This window comes from Allobosea sp. 10N428, from assembly GCF_056394545.1.
On sequence record NZ_JBFTIC010000006.1, the window covers coordinates 303,558 to 322,847 of the forward strand.

Annotated in this window: 19 protein-coding genes; 15 read left to right on the forward strand and 4 right to left on the reverse strand. The window is 66.6% G+C overall.

The annotated features are described in order from the left end of the window. The 9 genes from AC1DDA_RS19765 (at position 1) to AC1DDA_RS19805 (ending at position 9,057) form a co-directional block, all read left to right on the forward strand. Positions 1-1,023, forward strand: a complete 1,023-nt coding sequence (locus AC1DDA_RS19765) for a Gfo/Idh/MocA family protein (protein ID WP_476797042.1) — start codon at positions 1-3, stop codon at positions 1,021-1,023. 12 nt (positions 1,024-1,035) lie between these two features. Next, a complete protein-coding gene (locus AC1DDA_RS19770) occupies positions 1,036-2,046 on the forward strand; it encodes a Gfo/Idh/MocA family protein (protein ID WP_476797043.1) in 1,011 nt (336 codons plus the stop codon). 167 nt (positions 2,047-2,213) lie between these two features. Then, entirely contained in the window at positions 2,214-3,740 is a 1,527-nt protein-coding gene (locus tag AC1DDA_RS19775; RefSeq protein ID WP_476797044.1) for a xylulokinase, read from the forward strand. Positions 3,741-3,752: 12 nt separating this feature from the next. Continuing rightward, a complete protein-coding gene (locus AC1DDA_RS19780) occupies positions 3,753-4,565 on the forward strand; it encodes an SDR family NAD(P)-dependent oxidoreductase (protein ID WP_476797045.1) in 813 nt (270 codons plus the stop codon). Position 4,566: 1 nt separating this feature from the next. Continuing rightward, on the forward strand, positions 4,567-5,523 hold the full coding sequence (locus AC1DDA_RS19785; protein WP_441511596.1) for an ABC transporter permease: 957 nt from the start codon (positions 4,567-4,569) through the stop codon (positions 5,521-5,523). A gap of 32 nt (positions 5,524-5,555) precedes the next feature. After that, positions 5,556-6,518: a sugar ABC transporter substrate-binding protein gene (locus AC1DDA_RS19790; RefSeq protein ID WP_476797046.1), complete on the forward strand. Its 963-nt coding sequence runs from the start codon at positions 5,556-5,558 to the stop codon at positions 6,516-6,518. A gap of 159 nt (positions 6,519-6,677) precedes the next feature. After that, positions 6,678-7,442, forward strand: coding sequence for an ATP-binding cassette domain-containing protein (locus AC1DDA_RS19795; protein ID WP_476797047.1), 765 nt, complete (start codon positions 6,678-6,680; stop codon positions 7,440-7,442). 152 nt (positions 7,443-7,594) lie between these two features. Further along, complete coding sequence (locus tag AC1DDA_RS19800) at positions 7,595-8,524, forward strand: nucleoside hydrolase (RefSeq protein ID WP_476797048.1); 930 nt, start codon at positions 7,595-7,597, stop codon at positions 8,522-8,524. Between the two features lie 11 nt (positions 8,525-8,535). Continuing rightward, positions 8,536-9,057 carry a hypothetical protein gene (locus AC1DDA_RS19805; protein WP_476797049.1) on the forward strand — a complete coding sequence of 174 codons (522 nt, stop codon included), beginning with the start codon at positions 8,536-8,538 and terminating at the stop codon, positions 9,055-9,057. Between the two features lie 27 nt (positions 9,058-9,084). Here the strand turns inward: AC1DDA_RS19805 and AC1DDA_RS19810 are convergent, their stop codons facing one another. After that, on the reverse strand, positions 9,085-10,905 hold the full coding sequence (locus tag AC1DDA_RS19810) for an ABC transporter ATP-binding protein (protein WP_441511591.1): 1,821 nt from the start codon (positions 10,903-10,905) through the stop codon (positions 9,085-9,087). 120 nt (positions 10,906-11,025) lie between these two features. Here AC1DDA_RS19810 and AC1DDA_RS19815 point away from each other — a divergent pair, with 120 nt between their 5' ends. Together AC1DDA_RS19815 and AC1DDA_RS19820 are read left to right on the forward strand one after the other, a co-directional pair. Then, positions 11,026-12,162, forward strand: a complete 1,137-nt coding sequence (locus AC1DDA_RS19815) for a DSD1 family PLP-dependent enzyme (RefSeq protein WP_441511590.1) — start codon at positions 11,026-11,028, stop codon at positions 12,160-12,162. A gap of 66 nt (positions 12,163-12,228) precedes the next feature. Beyond that, the gene (locus tag AC1DDA_RS19820; RefSeq protein WP_476797050.1) at positions 12,229-13,005 is read left to right on the forward strand and encodes a hypothetical protein; all 777 of its coding nucleotides are present in this window, start codon (positions 12,229-12,231) and stop codon (positions 13,003-13,005) included. 133 nt (positions 13,006-13,138) lie between these two features. Here AC1DDA_RS19820 and obgE read toward each other — a convergent pair whose 3' ends face one another. Both obgE and AC1DDA_RS19830 read right to left on the reverse strand, forming a co-directional pair. Then, positions 13,139-14,182 carry a GTPase ObgE gene (gene obgE / locus AC1DDA_RS19825; RefSeq protein WP_476779613.1) on the reverse strand — a complete coding sequence of 348 codons (1,044 nt, stop codon included), beginning with the start codon at positions 14,180-14,182 and terminating at the stop codon, positions 13,139-13,141. Positions 14,183-14,329: 147 nt separating this feature from the next. Further along, positions 14,330-15,196: a LysR family transcriptional regulator gene (locus tag AC1DDA_RS19830; protein WP_441511587.1), complete on the reverse strand. Its 867-nt coding sequence runs from the start codon at positions 15,194-15,196 to the stop codon at positions 14,330-14,332. A 166-nt stretch (positions 15,197-15,362) separates the two neighbouring features. Between AC1DDA_RS19830 and AC1DDA_RS19835 the strand changes: the two genes are divergently transcribed. Continuing rightward, entirely contained in the window at positions 15,363-16,265 is a 903-nt protein-coding gene (locus AC1DDA_RS19835) for a DMT family transporter (RefSeq protein ID WP_476797051.1), read from the forward strand. Between the two features lie 9 nt (positions 16,266-16,274). Here AC1DDA_RS19835 and AC1DDA_RS19840 read toward each other — a convergent pair whose 3' ends face one another. Beyond that, positions 16,275-16,832, reverse strand: a complete 558-nt coding sequence (locus AC1DDA_RS19840; protein ID WP_476797052.1) for a dihydrofolate reductase family protein — start codon at positions 16,830-16,832, stop codon at positions 16,275-16,277. Between the two features lie 98 nt (positions 16,833-16,930). Between AC1DDA_RS19840 and AC1DDA_RS19845 the strand changes: the two genes are divergently transcribed. From AC1DDA_RS19845 to AC1DDA_RS19855, 3 genes are all read left to right on the forward strand, one after another. Next, positions 16,931-17,434 carry a winged helix-turn-helix transcriptional regulator gene (locus AC1DDA_RS19845; RefSeq protein WP_476797053.1) on the forward strand — a complete coding sequence of 168 codons (504 nt, stop codon included), beginning with the start codon at positions 16,931-16,933 and terminating at the stop codon, positions 17,432-17,434. Positions 17,435-17,502: 68 nt separating this feature from the next. Continuing rightward, positions 17,503-18,624, forward strand: a complete 1,122-nt coding sequence (locus AC1DDA_RS19850) for a hypothetical protein (protein ID WP_476797054.1) — start codon at positions 17,503-17,505, stop codon at positions 18,622-18,624. Positions 18,625-18,707: 83 nt separating this feature from the next. Continuing rightward, entirely contained in the window at positions 18,708-19,286 is a 579-nt protein-coding gene (locus tag AC1DDA_RS19855; RefSeq protein WP_476797055.1) for a hypothetical protein, read from the forward strand. The last annotated feature ends 4 nt before the right edge of the window (positions 19,287-19,290 follow it).

Below are 19,290 nucleotides of genomic sequence, written 5' to 3' on the forward strand. Positions count from 1 at the left end.
ATGCGCTTCGCCGCCATCGGCCTCGACCACCGCCACATCTACCATATGGTCGGTGGCCTCCTCGAAGCCGGCGCGACCTGCGTCGGCTTCGATCCCGCGACCAGCGACGAGCGCGTCCTCGCCGGCTTCCGCGAGCGCTTCCCGGACCTGCCGGAAAGCACGGCCGAGCGGCTGATCGACGACCCGTCGGTCGAGCTGATCGTCTGCGCCGCCGTGCCGGCGGACCGGGCCGCCATCGCCATCCGCGCCATGCAGGCCGGCAAGGACGTGATGGTCGACAAGCCCGGCGTCACCAGCTTCGACCAGCTCGGCGCAGTGGAAAAGGCGGTCGCCGAGACCGGCCGCATCTTCTCGATCTGCTTCTCCGAGCGCTTCATCGTTCCCGCGACGATAATAGCCAGCAAATTGATTGCCGACGGGGCAATCGGCCGCGTCGTTCAGACGCTGGGCATGGGCCCGCACCGCCTCAACCGCGGGATCCGACCCGGCTGGTTCTTCGATAACAGCCACTTCGGCGGCATCCTCACCGACATCGCCTCGCACCAGATCGACCAGTTCCTGCATTTCACCAGCTCGAATGATGCAGAGATCGTGGCCTCAGGTGTCGGCCATTTCGGCGGCCCCGACCTGCCCGATTTCGAGGATTTCGGCGAGGTCCTGCTGCGCAGCGACAGGGCCGGCGGCTATATCCGCGTCGACTGGTTCACCGCCGACGGCCTGCCGACCTGGGGCGACGGCCGCCTGACCATCCTCGGCACCGAAGGCACGATCGAACTGCGCAAATATGTCGACATCGCCGGCCGCCCCGGCACCGACCATGTCTTCCTCGTCGACAAGAACGGCACCCGCCACATCGACGCCTCACGCGAGCCGCTGACCTATTTCCGCGACCTGATCGCCGACATCGGCGCCCGCAGCGAAACCGCGATGAGCCAGCGGCACGCCTTCACCGTCTGCAGGCTCGCGCTGGAAGCCCAGGCCAAGGCCGCCTGGCTGCCCGCGAAACCTGCTGCTCGTGCCTGAGGATCGCCTGACATGAGACGCAAACTCGGTATCGCCGTGATCGGGCTCGGCCCCGCCGCCCTGCCGCACTCCAAAAGCCTTCTCGATCTCGCCGACCGTGCGGATGTTTGCTGGGCGGTGAGCCGGACGCCCGATCGGGCCAAGGCCTACGCCGCCCAGTTTCCCTTTCCGACGACCACCGATCTCGACGCCGTTCTGACCGATCCTGCGGTTGACGCCGCCATCGTGCTGACGCCGCCGAGCAGCCATCTCGACGTTTCCGCCCTGTGTCTCGAAGCCGGCAAGCATGTTCTCGTCGAGAAGCCGCTCGAATTGACGAGCGAGCGCGGCCAGCGCCTCGTCGACACCGCCCGCCGGACAGGCAGGACCTTCGGCGTCGTGCTGCAGCATCGCTTCCGCCCCGCCAGCCTGCGCCTCAAGGCCGCGCTACAATCGGGCGAACTCGGTACCATCGAGGCCGCCTTCCTCTCCGTGCCCTGGTGGCGCCCGCAGAGCTACTATGACGAGCCCGGCCGCGGCACGCTCGCCCGCGACGGCGGCGGCGTATTGCTGACCCAGGCGATCCACTCGCTCGACCTGTTTCGCTCGCTGGTCGGCGTCTCCAGGGTCGTCGCGGCTCAATCCCGCACCACTGCCCTCCACCGCATGGAGACCGAAGACTACGTCTCCGCGCTGCTGGAGACCGGCGACGGCGCCCCCGCCACGCTGGTCACGACCACCGCCGCCTATCCCGGCTATCCCGAGCGCATCGAGATCACCGGCGCGAAAGGCTTCGCGGCCCTGATCGGCGGGCGGCTGCGCCTCGCCTTTCTCGACGGGCGCGAGGAGATCGTCGAAGCCGAGGGCTCGACCGGCAGCGGCGCCAATATCATGGACTTCCCACACGACGCCCATCGCGCCGTCATCGCCGATTTCCTCGACGCAATAGAACAAGGCCACGACCCGGTCGTCACCGGCGAGGAAGCGCTGGCGTCGCAACGCCTCGTCGACGATATCCTCAAGGCTGCACGCGGTGCGGCCTGACGGCGTCCGCCTCCTTGACTTCGGCGCGATTTGGCTGCCGATGACCCGACCGCCGTCCTTCCGGGCTTGACCCGGAATCCATCGTAGAGCACCGGAGCCCGTCGGTGGATTCCGGATCGACGCCGCCAACGCGGCTTGTCCGGAATGAGGGGTGTGGTTCTATCCTCATGCAGCAGATCAGCGTCGTCCTCGCCTGCGATCTCGGCGGCAGCAGCTTCCGCGCTGCGCTGATCGATCCGAATGGCGCGGTTTTGGCCGAAAGCGCCGCCGCCGGTCCCGCTCTCGACGATCGCCTCGGGCATTCGCAGGTCGCGGCCGAGGGCTGGTGGACGCTCCTCCTCGAGACCGCCGGCGATCTGGCGCGGCAGGAGCCCGATCTTTTCGCGCGGATCGAAGCCATCGCGATCTGCGGCGTCACCCGCACGCAGATCTTCCTGGGCCATGACGGCAACGAGCTTCGCCCGGCATTGACCTGGAAGGATGCCCGCTCGGACGCGGTCGCAACGAAACTTCGGGAAGCGCTGGGCAGCCATTCGGAAGCAGGGCGCATCAACGCCTTCCATCCGCTCGCGCGGCTCGCCTGGCTGGCGGAAGCGGAGCCGGAGAATTTTCGCGCTCTCGCCCGCGTGCTCGAACCGAAGGACTATCTGAATTACCGCCTGACCAGCCGTCAGGCGAGCGACCCGGTTTCGATGGCGCGGCTTATCACCTGCGCGGAAACGCCCGACGAGGCCTCGGCGCTCGACGCCATCGGTCTGTCGCCGGCCGTGATCCCGGCGATCCTCGAACCCTGCGACGCCGTCGATCCCGTTCGGGCCGGCTTGCCCGCGCCATTCGATCGGCTCGCCGGTATTCCGGTCTTCTGCGGTTGCAACGACACCTGGGCAGCAGTGGCCGGGCTCGGCGCCCTGCGCACGGGCTATGCCTACAACATTTCCGGCACGACCGAGGTGCTCGGCGTGCTCGGTCCGAAACAGGCCGAGGCCGAGGGCCTCATCACCGTCGACTGGCGCGGCCTCTGGCATCTCGGCGGCCCCAGCCAGAACGGCGCCGACACAGCCGCCTGGCTGGTCGATCTGCTCGGCGGTTCGGATAGCGTCGGCGGCAGCATCGATCGCCTGCTCGCCGGCGAGCGTCATCCCCAGCCCGTCATCTTCCTGCCCTATCTGCAGGGCGAACGCGTGCCCTACTGGAACCCGAACCTGCGCGGCGCCTTCATCGGGCTCGGCCGCCGGCATGGGCCGACCGACCTCGCCTATGCCGTGCTGGAAGGTGTCGCCTGCCAAAATCGCCTCGTTCTGGAGCGTGCAGAAGCGGCGCTCGGCAGCCGTGTCGGCGAGATCCGTTTCGGCGGCGGCGCGGCTGCCAATCCGGTCTGGGCGCAGATTAAGGCCGATCTCTGCGACCGCCCGATCGTGGTCGGCCGTGCCGGGGAACCCGGTCTGCTCGGCGCCGCGATCATCGCCTGGACAGGACTCGGGCGCTTCGCTTCGCTGGAAGCGGCCCAGGATGCGCTGGTCGAGGTCTCCAGCCGCTACGAACCGGATCCCGCCCGGCGCGCAGCCTACGACGCGCTCTACCGCCTCTATCGCCGCAGCGAGGAAGCGCTCGCCGCGATCTCGGCTGACCTTACGGCGCTGGCGCAGACCTCGGCTGCGTTGCCCGGCCTTACCAACCCGAAATCGACCCCGTAAGAACGCTTCCCCATGCCGACGCGACCCGCCATGAACAGCCCGCAGCAAAGCGCTCCCATCACGCTCCTGACCGGCGCCTCGGGAGGCATCGTCGGTGCGCTTGCCGTAACTCTCGCACGCGCTGGCCACAGGCTGGTACTCTCCGGTCTCGACCAACCTGGTCTCGACGCAGTGGCGGCGGACGTCGCGGCAGCCGGCGGCGAAGCGGTGACGCTTGCCGGCGATGTTCGCGAACGCGATCTCGCCCAATCCCTCGTCGATCTCGCCGTGTCGAAATTCGGCCGGCTCGACCATCTCGTCACCGGCGCCGGCGCCTCGCGGCCGGTGCCTATGGTCGAAATGGAGGACGAGGAGTGGGACCAACTGGTCGACGTCAATCTCTCGGCAGTGTTCCGCATCTCCAAAGCCGCCGCGCGCCGGATGATCGCCCAGAGCGAGGGCGGTGCGATCGTCCATATTTCCTCGATCGCCCACAGCAATGGCGGCGCCAATCTCGCTTATGGCTCGGCCAAGGGCGGCGTCGCGACGCTGACCTACGGCATGGCCCAGCAGCTCGGCCGGCATGGCATTCGCGTCAATGCGGTTGCGCCCGGCATCATCGATACGCCAATGGTACGAAACGGATTCGCGCAGCAGTTCAATGCGCTGGTCGAGGGTGCGGCGGTGCGCACGCCGCTGGGGAGGCTGGGACGGCCCGAGGATGTCGCCAACGTGATCGCATTCCTGCTTTCGGACGGCGCCGCCTTCGTCACCGGCGCCCTGATCCCGATCACCGGCGGCATCGAGATACTCCAGCCGATCTCCACCATCGCCAGGGGAGCCTGAGTTGGGCCGCATCGACCCACGCGAACTGATCGGGCGCTATGGCACGGCGATCGCCGGCCTGGCGCTGATCCTGTTCTTCCTGATCTTTGCGCAGAACTTCGCCAGCGCCACCAACATCGTCAACGTCCTCAAGGATACGAGCTTCCTCGCCATCCTCGCGCTCGGCTTCGCGCTCGCCTTCACCGTGGCTGAACTCGACCTCTCCGTCGCGGAAATGGCCAGCCTCGCCGCCGTCGTCTGCGGCTGGCTGGTGCAGCTCCAGTACCCGCCGGCCGTTGCGGTGGCGGCGGCGCTCGGCGTCGGCATCGTGCTCGGCTCGCTGAACGGCTACGGCGTCACCGTTCTGCGCATCCCCTCCCTGATCATGACGCTCGGCACCGCCGCCATCGCCAAGGGCCTCGCCTTCATGATCACCCAGGGCGTCGCTTTCGTCGGCCGCTGGCCGGTCGGATTCACCGGGCTCGCCCGCGGCTACACCTTCGGCATTCCCAATCTCGTGCTCTGGATGGCCGGCGCCACGCTCTTCGCCTGGGGTCTCGTCAAATGGACCCGGACCGGCGCCCATATGGTCGCGACCGGCGAGGCGGACGAGGCGGCGCGGCTCGCCGGCATCGCCACGGCTCGGATGAAGCGCATCGGCCTGCTGCTGGCCGGCGTCTTCGCCTCCATCATGGCCGTTCTGCTTGCCGCCAACCTGTCCTCGGCCGCCCCGAATATGGCGGGCGATTATCTGCTCTATGCCATCGCCGCCGTGCTCCTCGGCATGACCATGTTCGATCCCGGCAAGCCCAACGTGCCCGGCACGGTCTTTGCGGCGCTGGTGCTCAAGGTGCTCGGCAACGGCTTGGTGCTGCTCGGCGCGCCCTACTACATTCAGGACATCGTGCTCGGCGCGATCATCATCGGCTCGGTCGCCTTCTCGGCGAGCGCGATGAAGAAGGCGGCGTTCAAGGTCTAGGCGATACAGAACAACAACAGGGGAGAGTTCACATGTTCGGCAAGAATGGGTTCGGCCTGAGGAAGATGCTGCTGGCCGCCGCCGCGCTCGTCGCGCTCGGCCAGTCGTCGGCTGAAGCCTTCGAGGTCGGCATCATCGGCTTCCAGTTCTCGTCGGAGACGCACGCACGCGTCGCCAATGCCGCGGCCGCCGCCGCCAAGGCCAAGGGCTGGAACGTCACGCTGCTGAACTCCGAAGGCGCGCTGCCCAAGCACGCCGAGCAGTTCGATGCGCTGATCGCCAAGAAGGTCGACGCGATAATCATCGCCATGGGCAAGCCGGTCGAGGCCGACGCGCAGTTCAAGGCCGCGAAGGATGCCAAGATCCCGGTCATCACCGTGCAGTCCGGTGCGAGCCCGCATGCGCTCTTCGACATCCAGACCAACGAGTACAAGGTTGGCGCCGACGCCGCGCTCTACCTGCTCGGCCAGCTCGGCTACCAGGGCAACATCGTCTCGGCCCGCTTCGATCTCAACGTCGCCTCGCGCATCCGCGGCCGGCTGCTCGATGCCGTCCTCGCCGAGAACCAGGCGGTGAAGGAGCTCGGCAAGTTCTCGATGGCCCGCACCCAGAGCTGGCGCGACGACGTCCGCGCCGGCATGCAGGCGCTGCTGCTGCAGAATCAGGGCAAGATCAACGGCATCTGGGCTTCCTTCGACGGCCAGGCCTATATCATCGACGACCTGCTGCAGGCTCAGGGCGTGAAGAAGGGCCAGATCCCGCTGATCTCCGTCGATGGCGGCAAGGAGAGCTATGAGCGCATCGCCGATCCCGCCTCGACCTTCGTCGCCACGGTTGCGATCCCCTTCGAGGAGATGGGCAAGCAGGCGGTCGACGCGATCCAGGCGATCGTTGTCGAGAAGAAGCCGAAGGAGAGCATCACCTCTGGCCCCTATCTCTTCACGGAAGCCGTACTGGTCGACAAGAACAACGTCCAGCAGTTCCTGAAGAAGTGAGGGCGTGCGCCCTTTCCGCGTCATGGTCGGGCTTGTCCCGGCCATCCACGTCTTCCGTGATCGAAGACCATGTTCAAGACGTGGATGCTCGCCACAAGGGCGAGCATGCCGTGGCGCCAACCATTCGGACTCTTGACAAGCGCTGAAGCCATGACCGGAATGACCACTCCTACCCCTCTCCTCTCGCTGCGCGGCATCGGCAAGAGCTACGGCCCGGTCGTCGCCGTCAGAGACGTCGATCTCGACATCTTCCCGGGCGAGGTCGTCGCGCTCTGCGGCGACAACGGCGCCGGCAAGTCGAGCCTGATCAAGGTGATCTCCGGCGCCGAGGACGCGACGAGCGGTACGATCAGGCTGCGCGGCAAGCCACTCACCTTCAGCTCGCCGCATGATGCGCTGGAGAACGGCGTCGCGACGATCTATCAGGACCTCGCGCTCGCCCCGCGCCTCTCCATCGCCCAGAACGTCTTCATGGGCTCGGAGCTGACGAAGCCGGTGCTGCTGCCCTTCCTGCGCATTCTCGACAAGAAGAGGATGATCGCGGAGTCGCAGCGCTACCTCTCGCAGCTCTCCGCCGCCGTCACCGATATGACCCGCCCCGTCGAACGGCTCTCGGGCGGCCAGCGGCAGGCGGTCGCGATCTCCCGGGCGCTACGCTGGAACGCCGAGATCATCATCATGGACGAGCCGACCGCTGCGCTCGGCGTCAAGGAGAGCGCGCTCGTCCTCGACCTCATCCGCAAGCTCAAGGCCGACGGGCGCACCGTCATCCTGATCAGCCACAACATGCGCGACGTCGTGGCATTGGCCGACCGGGTCGTGATCATGGGCGCCGGCCGCAAATACGTCGACCGGCCGCTCGGCGATCTCGCCGCGGACGACATCGCCCATATGATCATGGCCGGCAACGCCAAGGCGGCCTGACATGCGACTCCATTTCTCAGCCCTCATCCTGAGGAGCGGGCACAGCCCGCGTCTCGAAGGATGTTTCGGGAGGCTCGGGAACCATCTGGAGCATCCTTCGAGACGCCGCTGCGCGGCTGCTCAGGATGAGGGCTGAGTTGGTGGAAATGGGTATGCACGAACCGATCATCATCGACACCGATCCGGGGCAGGACGATGCCGTCGCCTTGCTGCTCGCTTTCGCCAGCCCGAGCGAAATCGACCTCAAGGCGATCACCACCGTCGCCGGCAATGTCCCGGTTGGGCAGACGACGGCGAACGCCCTGCGTATCCGCGACCTCGGCAAGCGCCGCGACATCCCGGTCTATCGCGGGGCCGAGGGACCGCTCGTCTTCCCGCTCGAAACGGCCGAATTCGTTTGCGGCCCGGATGGCCTTGCGGGCGCGGGCCTTCCCGCCCCCACGAGCGAGGCGGCACCTGGCCATGCCGTGCAGGCCATCATCGATCTCTGCCGAGCGGCTCCCCCGGATGGCATCACGCTCTGCCCGCTCGGGCCGCTGACGAATCTCGCACTGGCTTTCCGGCTCGCGCCGGACATCCTGCCCAAGGTCAAGCGTATCGTCCTGATGGGTGGCGCCATCGGACTCGGCAACATCACGCCGGCCGCCGAATTCAACGTCCATGTCGACCCGCATGCGGCGGCGATCGTCTTCGGCTGCGGCCGGCCGATCGTGATGTTCGGCCTGGGCGTCACCCTGCAGGCCATCGCCAGCCACGCCCAGATCGCCCGCATCGGCGCGCTCGGCAACGCCGCCGGCCGTTCTGTCCACGGCATGCTGACCCGCCCGCGCCCCGGCGGACTCGGCAGCGACGGGCATCCGATGCATGACCCCTGCGTCATCGCCTATCTGCTCTGGCCGGAGCTCTTCGAGGGGCGCGACTGCTTCGTCACGGTGGAAACCGATGACGGGCCCCTGCGCGGACGTACCACCATCGACTGGAATGGCCGCCTCAAGCGCGAGCCCAACACCCATGTCGTCGCGTCCGTGAAAGCCCAGGAGCTGTTCGAACGGATGATCGAACGGCTCGCCACCCTGCCCTGAAGGATCGCCCCATGCCGCATTTCGTCGAAGCGCTGCAGCAGGAGGCGGCCGAGGCCATCGCGCAGATGCAGGAGGCGGCGCTACGCGCCCGCCACGCCCATGCTCGCGCCGAGCTGATGCGCCACATGCTAACCACCGCTCGCAAGGTGAAGGACAAGCCCAAGGCGGAGGCGGTCGAGACGGTCGTACGCGAGTGGATGGACGCCTGGAACCTCGCGCGCACCGACTGGCCGCATATCGCCCGGGAAATGGAAGCGTTCACCGAGGCCTTCCACGATTATGCCAATGATCCGAGCGACGCCCATGACGAGCGGCTGCGCGCGATCTGCGCAGCGCTCGACATCGTCCTGGAGAAGGAAGGCACCTCGATCTCCGACCAGATGGCCTTCCGCTCGCAATGCGCCCATGGCTGGTGGGAGCTGGTGAGTCCGGTCCCCGAAAACCTGCCCGGCCGCAAGCCGCGGCCCTCGATTCCGCCGCTTGAATCCGGCAAACCATTCTGGGAAGCCGGCTGCGCCGCATTCTGCCGCTAGGCTGCGACCGCCGGTCTGGCCAGCGTCTCAGCTTTCGAGGAACTGCATCCGGTGCAGCCGGGCATAGGCGCCGTCGCGCGCCAGCAGTTCGTCATGGCTGCCGGTCTCGACGATTTTGCCTTCGTCCATCACGACGATCAGGTCGGCCTCGCGGATGGTCGAGAGCCGGTGTGCGATGACGATGGTGGTGCGGCCCTTCATCAGCTTCGCCAACGCCTGCTGCACGAGGCGCTCCGACTCTGTGTCGAGCGCACTGGTCGCCTCGTCGAGCAGCAGGATCGGCGCGTCCTTCAGCATGGCGCGGGCGATGGCGATGCGCTGGCGCTCGCCGCCGGAGAGCTTGTGGCCGCGCTCGCCCACCGAGGCATCGTAGCCGCCCGGCATCGCCATGATGAAATCATGCGCCGCCGCGGCCTTGGCGGCCGCGACGATGTCATCATGCGTCGCGCCGGGGCGCCCGAAAGCAATGTTGGCGCGCACGCTGTCGTCGAAGAGCACCACATCCTGGCTGACGACGCCGATCTGATGGCGCAGGCTTTCGAGCGTCACGCTGCGCAGATCCTGTCCATCGATCTCGATCCGCCCGTCGATCGGATCGTACAGGCGCGGCACCAAGGCGAGCAGCGTCGACTTGCCGGAGCCGGAACGGCCCACCAGCGCGGTCGTCTTGCCGCCGCGGGCGACGAGATCGATGCCCTCCAGCGCACGCTGGTCCTCGCGATAACGGAAGCGCAGATGCCGAAATGCGACTTCGCCGGCCGTGATGGCCAGAGGCTTGGCAGTCGGCCGGTCGACGATGCGCGGCTTCTCGTCGAGCAATGCGTAATAGCGCTTCAGCGAGGCACCGGCCTCCTGGACGATGGCGTTGAGGTTGCCGAGCGAGCGCATCGGCTGTGCCGCCAGCAGCAGCGCCGAGACATAGCCGGTGAAATCGCCCACGGTGGAGGCGCCCGAGGTGATGCGCACGCCGATGGCAGCGAGCACGCCCGCGACCGCGATGCCGCCGGCGACCTCAAGCAGCGGGTCGAGCCGGCCACGGGCATTGGCCGCCTTGACCTTCAGCGTCCGGATCGTCTCGAAGGCGCTGGTCGCACGCTGCTTCAAATAGGGCTCGAGGGAATCCGTCTTGGCCACGCGGGCGCCCTGCAGGCTCTCCGTGACGAGGCTCGCCATGATGCCCGTCTGCTCCTGCTGCGAACTCGCCATGCGCCGGAGCTTCTTGCCGATCCGGCCGATCGGATGGGCGATGACCGGCGCGATCAGCACCACCACCAGCGTCATCTGCCAGTCGATCCAGAACAGCGCGCCGACGAGCGCGAGCGCCGTCACCACGTCGCGGATCGCGATATTGACGATGCGCGTCAGCGCCTCCTTCACGAAAGTGAAATCGGTGGTGAAGCGCTGGGTGAGAGAGGCGGGATTTTCCTTCTGGAGCTGCGCCAGATCGGCATCGATCAGATGCCCGTAGAGCGTCGACTGCATGTCCGCCTCGATCCGGCTGACGACCTTGTTGGTCATCACCGTCTGGGCGAGCAGCGAGAACCCCTTGATCGCAGTGACGATGACCACGACCGTCGCGACCGCATTGACGACCCCGATCTCGTAGCCGATCGACTTCGAGACCAGCCTCTCCATGCGGCGCACGAAACCGGTCGATTCGGCCGTCAGCGGATCGGCGAAGGCATCGAAGGCCGCCTTGATCAGCAGCGGATAGAAGCTCGTCGTCGCGGCGATGACCACGACGAGACCGAGAATCATCAGCATCTGCGGAAGGTAGGATTTGATCTGCTCGCGCCAAACGCGGGCGAAGAGCGCGAGGGTATCGTCGGTGACGCGGCCGATCTTCATGGGCCGCGCCTATCACGGCAAGGCGGCAAGCGCCACTGGCGCATGGCCGCATCCAGAAGGCAGGCCTTGCTCAGGACACGAAGCTGTCCTCCCATGGCCACAACCGACTCAGGAGACTCCATGTCGCTATCGCCGCCGGCGCAGCCCGGTCAAAGCCTCGCCGAAATCGAGACACCCTCCCTTGTGCTCGATCTCGATGCCTTCGAGCGCAACCTTGTCGCCATGGCAGCCTTCACCCAGGCCCATGGCGTCAGGCTGCGCCCCCATGCCAAGACGCATAAGAGCCCCGAGATCGCCCTGCGGCAGATCGCCAACGGCGCCGTGGGACAGTGCTGCCAGAAGGTTGCGGAGGCTGAAATCCTGGTCGCGGGCGGCGTCGGCGACGTGCTCGTCACCAACGAAATCGCGAGCCCCGCCAAACTCGACCGGCTGGCGCGTCTCGCCCGCAGCGCCCGCATCGGCCTCTGCGTCGACCATCCCGACGGCGTGCGCGACGCGGCCGAGGCTGCCGCGCGCAACGATGTCGTGCTCGATGTCCTCGTCGAGATCGATGTCGGCGGGCGGCGCTGTGGCGTGGCGCCCGGCGAGGGCGCGGTCCGGCTGGCGGAAGCTATCGCCCGCTCCAACACGCTGCGCTTCGCCGGCATCCAGGCCTATCACGGGTCCGCCCAGCATATGCGCTCGATCGACGAGCGGCGCGAGGCAATCGAACGCGCTGGATACGGCGTGCGCAACACTGCCGAGCGCCTCGCCCAGGCCGGCCTCAATTGCGAGATCGTCAGCGGCGCCGGCACCGGCACCTACGAGCTGGAAACGCAATCCGGCATCTGGAACGAGATCCAGGCCGGCTCCTACATCTTCATGGACGCCGACTACGCCCGCAACCGCCAGGCCGACGGCACGCCCTTCCGCAGCTTCGAGCACGCACTCTTCGTGCTCGCAGGTGTGATGAGCAAGCCGGTGCCGGACCGCGCCATCGTCGATGCCGGCCACAAGGCGGTCGCCATCGATTCCGGCATGCCCGTCCCGTTCCGACGCGAAGGCGCGATCTACACCAAGCCCTCGGACGAGCACGGCATCCTGACGGGCGAGCCTATCGCCCTGCCGCATCGCGGCGACCGGCTGCTGCTAATACCCGGTCATTGCGACCCGACGGTCAATCTGCACGACTGGTATGTCTGCGTGCGCGGCTTGCACGGTCCCGACGCCCATGTCGAAGCAGTCTGGCCGGTGGCGGCGCGCGGCGCGCTGATCTGACGCAACGGTCCGAAAAGTGAGAACCGGTTTTCGGAAGCAGTCGATGCCAAGCGCTGGCGCATAGCCATGCTGGCGGAACTGGCCTTGCATCTGGCGACACCGGCCTCGCGCATGACCCGCCAGCTCGGCCTCGTCGGCGAGAGCGTCGCGCTCTGGTCGCGCGGCCTTCGCCAGCGCCGGGCCTGGGCCGGGCATCACGCCCGCTGCCGGGACATCGTCGCGCAGGCCGTCGCCGAGCTGCCGGAGCGGCGGACTGCCGTCATTCTGGGGTCCGGGCTGCTGCGCGACATCCCGCTCGGCCTGCTCGCGGCCAGTTTCGAGCGCGTGCTGCTGGTCGATGCCGTGCACCTCCCGCAGGTCCGGCTCCGCATGCACCTGCGCGGCAACGTCGCATTGCTCACCCGCGACCTCACTGGCGTCATAGGCTGGCTCGCCGGCGAGAGTGGCGGCCGGAGCGATCCGCTCGCCGACCTCATCGCCGATCCGGCAGTCGATCTCGTCGTCTCCGCCAACCTGCTCTCGCAGCTCGCCTGGCCGATCGAGGATTGGCTTGCCGACAATCCCGCCGAAGCCGCGCAATTGCCGGCCGATCTGCCTGCCCGCTGCATCGCCTGGCATCTCGACGATCTCCGCCGCTTCCACGGCCGCGTGATCTTGCTCAGCGATGTCGAGATGATCGAGCGTGATCGAACCGGCAAGATCACCGACCGGCTCGACCTGATGCGCGGCGCCGCGCTGCCCAACCCCGACGAGGGCTGGGACTGGCCGGTCGCGCCCTTCGGCGAAGCCGCGCGCGACCTGGAGAGCATCCACCGTGTCGGCGCCTGGCGGGATTTCCGCTAGATAGCGGCCTGCTCTTGCGTAGCGACGCGAGTCATTCCGGCCGCAGCGCAGCGGAGAGCCGGAATCCATGCCCGAGCTTTCACAGGCGTCGTTCCACAAAAAACAACAGCCTCAAGCACCGAGGCCACCTGGCTCAGGGGTGCCAGCCGGTCTCCGCGGCCGGAGCGTTCTCGCGCTCCTCCTCGCGCCGGGCTTCCTCGACCACGGCGAAGAGAGCCCTCAGCGCCGCATCGACCCCCTCGCCCGAGGCGGAGGAGAGGATGATCGGCATGCGCTTCGCCGCACGCTTCAGCCGCGCGACCTGCTCCTTGAGCACTTCCGGCGTCAGCGCATCGACCTTGGAGAGCGCGACGATCTCCGGCTTGTCGGCCAGCCCCCCGCCATAGGCCTCCAGCTCCTCGCGCACGGTCTTGTAGGCCTTGCCGGCATGCTCGCTGGTGCCCTCGACGAGATGCAGCAACACGCGGCAGCGCTCGATATGGCCGAGGAAGCGATCGCCGAGGCCGTGGCCCTCATGCGCGCCCTCGATCAGCCCGGGAATATCGGCCAGCACCATCTCGCGCGCGTCGACGCGCACGACGCCGAGGCCGGGATGCAGCGTGGTGAAGGGATAATCCGCGATCTTGGGCTTCGCCGCCGTGACGGTGGCGAGGAAGGTCGACTTGCCCGCGTTGGGCAGGCCGACGAGCCCGGCATCGGCGATCAGCTTCAGCCGAAGCCAGACCCAGCGCTCCTCGCCCGGCAGGCCGGGGTTGGCATGGCGCGGCGCCTGGTTGGTCGCGGTCTTGAAATAGGCATTGCCGAAGCCGCCATTGCCGCCCTTGCACAGCACGAAGCGCTGACCGGGCTCGGTCAGGTCGGCGATCTTGGTCTCGCCGTCCTCGTCGAGGATCTCGGTGCCCGGCGGAACCTTCAGCACGATCGCCGGCGAATTCGCGCCGTGGCGATCCTTGCCCATGCCGTGCTCGCCGGTGCGGGCCTTGAAGTGCTGCTGGAAGCGGAAATCGATCAGGGTGTTCAGCCCCTGCACGCATTCGACGACGATGTCGCCGCCGCGCCCGCCGTCGCCGCCGTTCGGCCCGCCGAACTCGATGAATTTTTCGCGGCGGAAGGAGACGCAGCCCGCGCCGCCGTCACCCGCCTTCACATAGATTTTGGCCTGGTCGAGGAATTTCATGAGATCGAATCGTGTCTGAAACCGGAAGCTGAGACAGGCCGCCATCCCGGGCACCACGCATCAGTGGCGCCGAACCGGGATCCATGCCTGAAGGAAAGAAGTCCCCTTGGCTTTAAGCCCGCGCGCGCTTTTGGGCAATGCGCTGCGTCAGGCTGCGTGCCTCAGCAGGCTCATTTCCTCGCGCAGGGCGTCGGCGAAGCGTCGCGCGGCGAGATCGGGCCGCGGCGCCATGATCAACCCCACAGTGAGTTCGAAAAGCGGCGGCAAGCCTTCTGCCGGGCCGATCCGGCGCAGTGAAGGCGGCACGGCGCTCTCGGTGATCGCCGCCACGCAGAAGCCCGCCTCCACCGCTGACAGCACGCCCGACGTGTGCGAGCAGGAGAAGACCAGCCGGTGCGCCTTGCCGGCCGTGTTGAGCGCGGCGAGAATGCGCGGGCGCGCCCGACACCCCTCCGCGAAGAGCGCGAGCGGCAGCATCTCCTGCAGCTCCGGCCGGTGGCCCCGAGCCGCCACCCAGACCAGCGGCTCGCGGCGCAGCACCTCGCCCATCGGCTTGTTCGGATCCTGCGTGACCACGGCAAGGTCGAACTCGCCCGCCAGCAGTGCCGGCTCGATGCGCTTAGACAGGTCGCAGCGCACTTCGAGCTCCACCTTCGGATGCTCGGCGGCGAAGCGCGCGATCAGCGGCCGCAGATAAGCGTCCATATAGTCGTCGGGGATGCCGATGCGCAGCCGGCCGGAGGGCGTGTCGCCGGCGAGATCGGCGAGCGCCTCGCGTTCGACCGCAAGGAGACGCCGCGCATGGGCAATCAGCCGCTCGCCGGCATCGGTCGGCGTGACACCGCGCCGCGAACGTTCGAGCAGCTTGTGGCCAAGCTGGTTCTCCAGATCCTGGATGCGCACGGAGATCGCGGATTGCGTGCGGCCGAGCCGCGCGCTCGCCGCGGTGAATCCCCCGGTTTCCGCCACCGCCACCAGCATGCCGAGGGCGGCAAGGTCGAAATGAACAGTCATGCGGTGCCTCCTCGGAACGCGCAACATCGATCGATTTTAAGAATGGTTAAATCAGAATAATCCGTTTTTCCGATGCAAGGAAGGGCCCTATATCCGCCCGTGAACGAGGCTGAGCCGGCCGCGCCGCCGCGACCGGAGCTGGCCATACCATCCGTCAGAAAACACCATGTCCGCTCCCGCTATTCCCGTCCGGCCCGCATCGCCCGCTCTCGCGATGTTCCTCACGCTGCTTGCCGGCGCGACCTTCATCGGTTTCTCCGGCATCTTCGTGCGCCTTGCCGATGTCGGCCCGGCTGCCGCCGGCTTCTGGCGCATGCTCTTCGCCCTGCCGGTCCTCGCCGTCTGGACGGCGTTGGAGCAGCGCAAACCGGTGGGCGGCAAGGTTCGTGGCGGCGCCTTCGGCGCGGTCGCACTGGCGGGCCTGACCTTCGGCATCGACGTTACGCTCTACAATGCCGCGCTCGGCCATACGACGATCGCCAATGCGTCGCTGCTCGGCAATCTCGCTCCGGTCGGCGTCGTGCTCGGCGGCTGGCTGCTGCTCGGCGAGCGCCCGTCACGGCGCATTCTCGGCGCACTGATGCTGGCGATCGCCGGCGCGCTCCTGCTCGTCCTGCCGAAATTCACCGGCGGGGCGCAGGTCTCGGGCAATCTGCTCGGCGACAGCCTCGCCGTCGGCGCCGCGATGTCCTACGCCACCTATATACTCGCCGTTCGCCGTGCCCGCGACCGGGCCGATGCCGGCTATGTCAGCCTCGTCTCCAGCATCGTCTGCGCCGTGTTCTGCCTCGCGGCTGCGCTTGCGCTCGGCGAGGTCGTCGTCCCCGCGAGTCTGCAGGGCTGGTTCGCTGTCGCCGCGCTCGGCCTCGTCTCCCATGCGCTTGGCCAGGGACTGATCACGCTCTCGCTCGGCAGCTATGGCGCCAGCGCCGCCTCGCTCGTCATGGTCTGGCCGGCGCTGGTCAGCGTGCTCGCCGCCTGGGCACTCTTCGGGGAGCAGCCGACGCCTGTGCAGGCCTTCGGCGGCGTCGCCATTCTCGCCGCCGTGCTGATGGTCCGGCGCGGCTGAGCCGCGCGCTTAAGCTGACTTGACGCCATAGTGCAGGATCACGGTGCCGTTCTTCAGTGGGCGGGCCGCAACCAATGTGAAACTGCGCTTCTCCGCGCTCGCCTTGAACAAGGGCGTGCCCTGCCCGATCGTGACCGGCGCGACCGCGAGCATGATCTCGTCGACCAACCCGGCCGCCAGCAACGACTCCGTCAGTTCCGCGCTGCCGAAGACATAGATGTCCTTGCCCGGCGCGGCCTTGCGGCGCGCGATTTCCCCGGCGATGTCCGCGGTCACGGTGGTGTTGTTCCAGTCCGAGCCGGTCAGGCTGCGTGAGGCGACGAGCTTCGGCAGGGCGTTCATGAAGACTTTGGTCTCGCCCTCTTCCTGGGCCGACGTCCAATAGGCTTTCATCCCCTCATAGGTGACGCGGCCAAAGACCAGCAGCCCGGCCTTGCGTCCGAATTCGCTGCTCAGCTCAGCCAGTTCCTCACCCCAGGCATCGCCGTGGAAACTGAGATCCCACTTCTCCTTGCCTTCGAAGAATCCTTCCAGCGTCATCACATTCCAGACGATCACCTTGGCCATCCCACCCTCCTGTCAGGCTCGTTTAGCTAGTTGTGAATTGCAATCGGTTGCTGACACGTCGAACCGATTTTATATTGCAAGCAGTTCTGGAGACAAGCATGCGCGAGACCGGCCGTTCGGGCTGTCCGATCAATCTGACGCTTGAGATATTGGGGGATCGCTGGAGCCTGATCGTCCTGCGCGACATCATGTTCGGCAACCGCCGGCATTTTCGCGAGCTCATGGCGAAATCGGACGAAGGCATCGCCTCCAACATCCTCGCCGACCGCCTGAAGCGCCTCGTCGAGAAGGGCCTGCTCTCGCGCCGCGACGACGCCAGCCACAAGCAGAAGGCGATCTACAGCCTGACCGAGATGGGCATCGCACTCGTGCCCGTCTTCGCCGCGATGGGCGACTGGGGCCGCCGTTTCCTCCCGGTCACGGAAGAGCTCTCGATCCGCGCCGAGTTGCTGAGCGAAGGCGGCCCGGCGCTATGGGAGCGCTTCATGCAGGAGCTGAGACACCTGCATCTCGATGCGCCCAAGCCCGAGCAATCGGTGCTGGACGAGCTGACGCAGGCCTATCGGGACGCGCTGGCGCGCCGGCAAGCCATGGCGAAGTGATGCCCACGCGAACTTATCCCCCCATGCCGTAGCGGCACGACACTTGGGCTCCCCGTCAGGAGCCCCTCATGCCGATCCTCCATCGCCCATCCGCCGATCGCGAGCTTCGCGCCGCACGGCTTCGCTTGTTGCGGCTGCGCGACGAGCTTTGCCTGATCCGGCGTGACCATCTCCTCCGCAAATACAACCCGAACCAACCGCGCGTGCCCTCCGGCAATGTCGGCGGCGGCCAATGGACCAGCGGCACAGGCGGAGGCGGTGGCTCAGGCGGCGGAAATCCGGATTCGCCCGATGGCACCTCGCTCGACGCCGATACCGGCTGGTCCTCGTTGGGCGAAGGCTGGAACGAGGACGGCTCCATCTTCGAGCAGGCCGTCACCGACGGCGCGGGCACGACGATCCAGTCGGAATATGCAGCCTCGCGCGCCGCCGGCKTCGACGAACGCCAGACGGTCATCGAGCCCAATGGCCAGACCACAAGCTTCGAGACCACCGCCGACGTCCAGACGATCCGCGATCGTGGGCCGGATGGCGAGGTCATCAGTCAATCGGTCTGGAGAGAAAACGGACCTGAGTCGACCGCGGAGGTGGTCGAGGCCAGATGGCGGCGCGGCCGAGGAACAGGCGGCTCCCCGTTGCAGGCGGCCGGCAAGCTATTCGATTGGTTGAACAGCCTAGGCGAGGCGAATGGCCCTCCGCCTATCCTCGGATTTCGCGCCCATGATTACACTCCCGGGAAGGTCGATTCGTTCACCACGTCGTGGGTCGGCACAGTCGAACGCGACGAGGTCGAAAAAGCTTGTCCGTACATGCCGAAAATTCAAGAGATGCTCGATGACGCAGCACGCGAAGCAGGGCCACCGAGCAACTTCCCTTCGATGCAAGCGTACGGAACGGTTGTTCATCTTGGAGTCAAGAAACGCGTCGATACCTGGAATAACCCTGATGTCCAAGCAGAACGATCATACTTCAAAGAACTGCGAGAATATGGAGAACAGGTTTACGGAACCCTCGGAACCGCACGATTCGATGTCATGGAAAAAGGGCGCGATGGTACTCGCTGCCTTTATGATATAAAGGTCGGTCGCCCGTTGTCCCGATCGCGCTCAGATGTACTTGCGGATGCAGGTCTTCGCATCCGAGGACTTGTAAGCCGGCTTCTTGTGATCGAAATGAGGCCACGATTTTGACAACCAGGCGGCAAGTCGACGACCTGCTTCGGCCTTATCGGCCATGCGAGGGTCTTTGGATCCGTGGGCATGAGGTTTACCTCGTGCCTATCCATCACGTCGTCCGCGGGTTCAGAATTTATCGGACGAGCGAAGCCGATCGTTTCGACATTGGCTTGTTCGTCGGCACGAGCTTTGATCCGCAATTAGGTTCGCCACGAGCAGTGTCAGAGGTTTTTCGGTACGAAAACTGGCTGGCCCGCTGGACGCAACCCAACCTCCGGCAGCAATTCGAACGCATTCTCCGAGAATACGCGTTGCCGTCACTGCGACCTTTGAGTCTGCAGGCGCTGGTTCTCAAAGAGAATCCGCTCGTGCAAGGGCCGGAGCTCCCATTCGAGGAATCGTTCAGGCCAGGGCATATGAGGGCCTTGCTTCACACGGCACTCGGTAACTTCGATGAGGCCGCTGCAAATCTGGATCTTCTCACTGACCTCCCGCGCGACCACCGCATAATGGGGCCTCTCCTGCTCCTTCTAGACGATCTTCGGCCGCTTATTCTGGCCAACGACCGTGCCGCTGTCGCCGCAATGCTGCACGCCTGGGAAGCCGGCTCGATCGCGCGTTGGGGATTGTCCGAGCATCACGAACGCACGCCCTTCCCGCTCGAACTCCAGCCCTGACGCC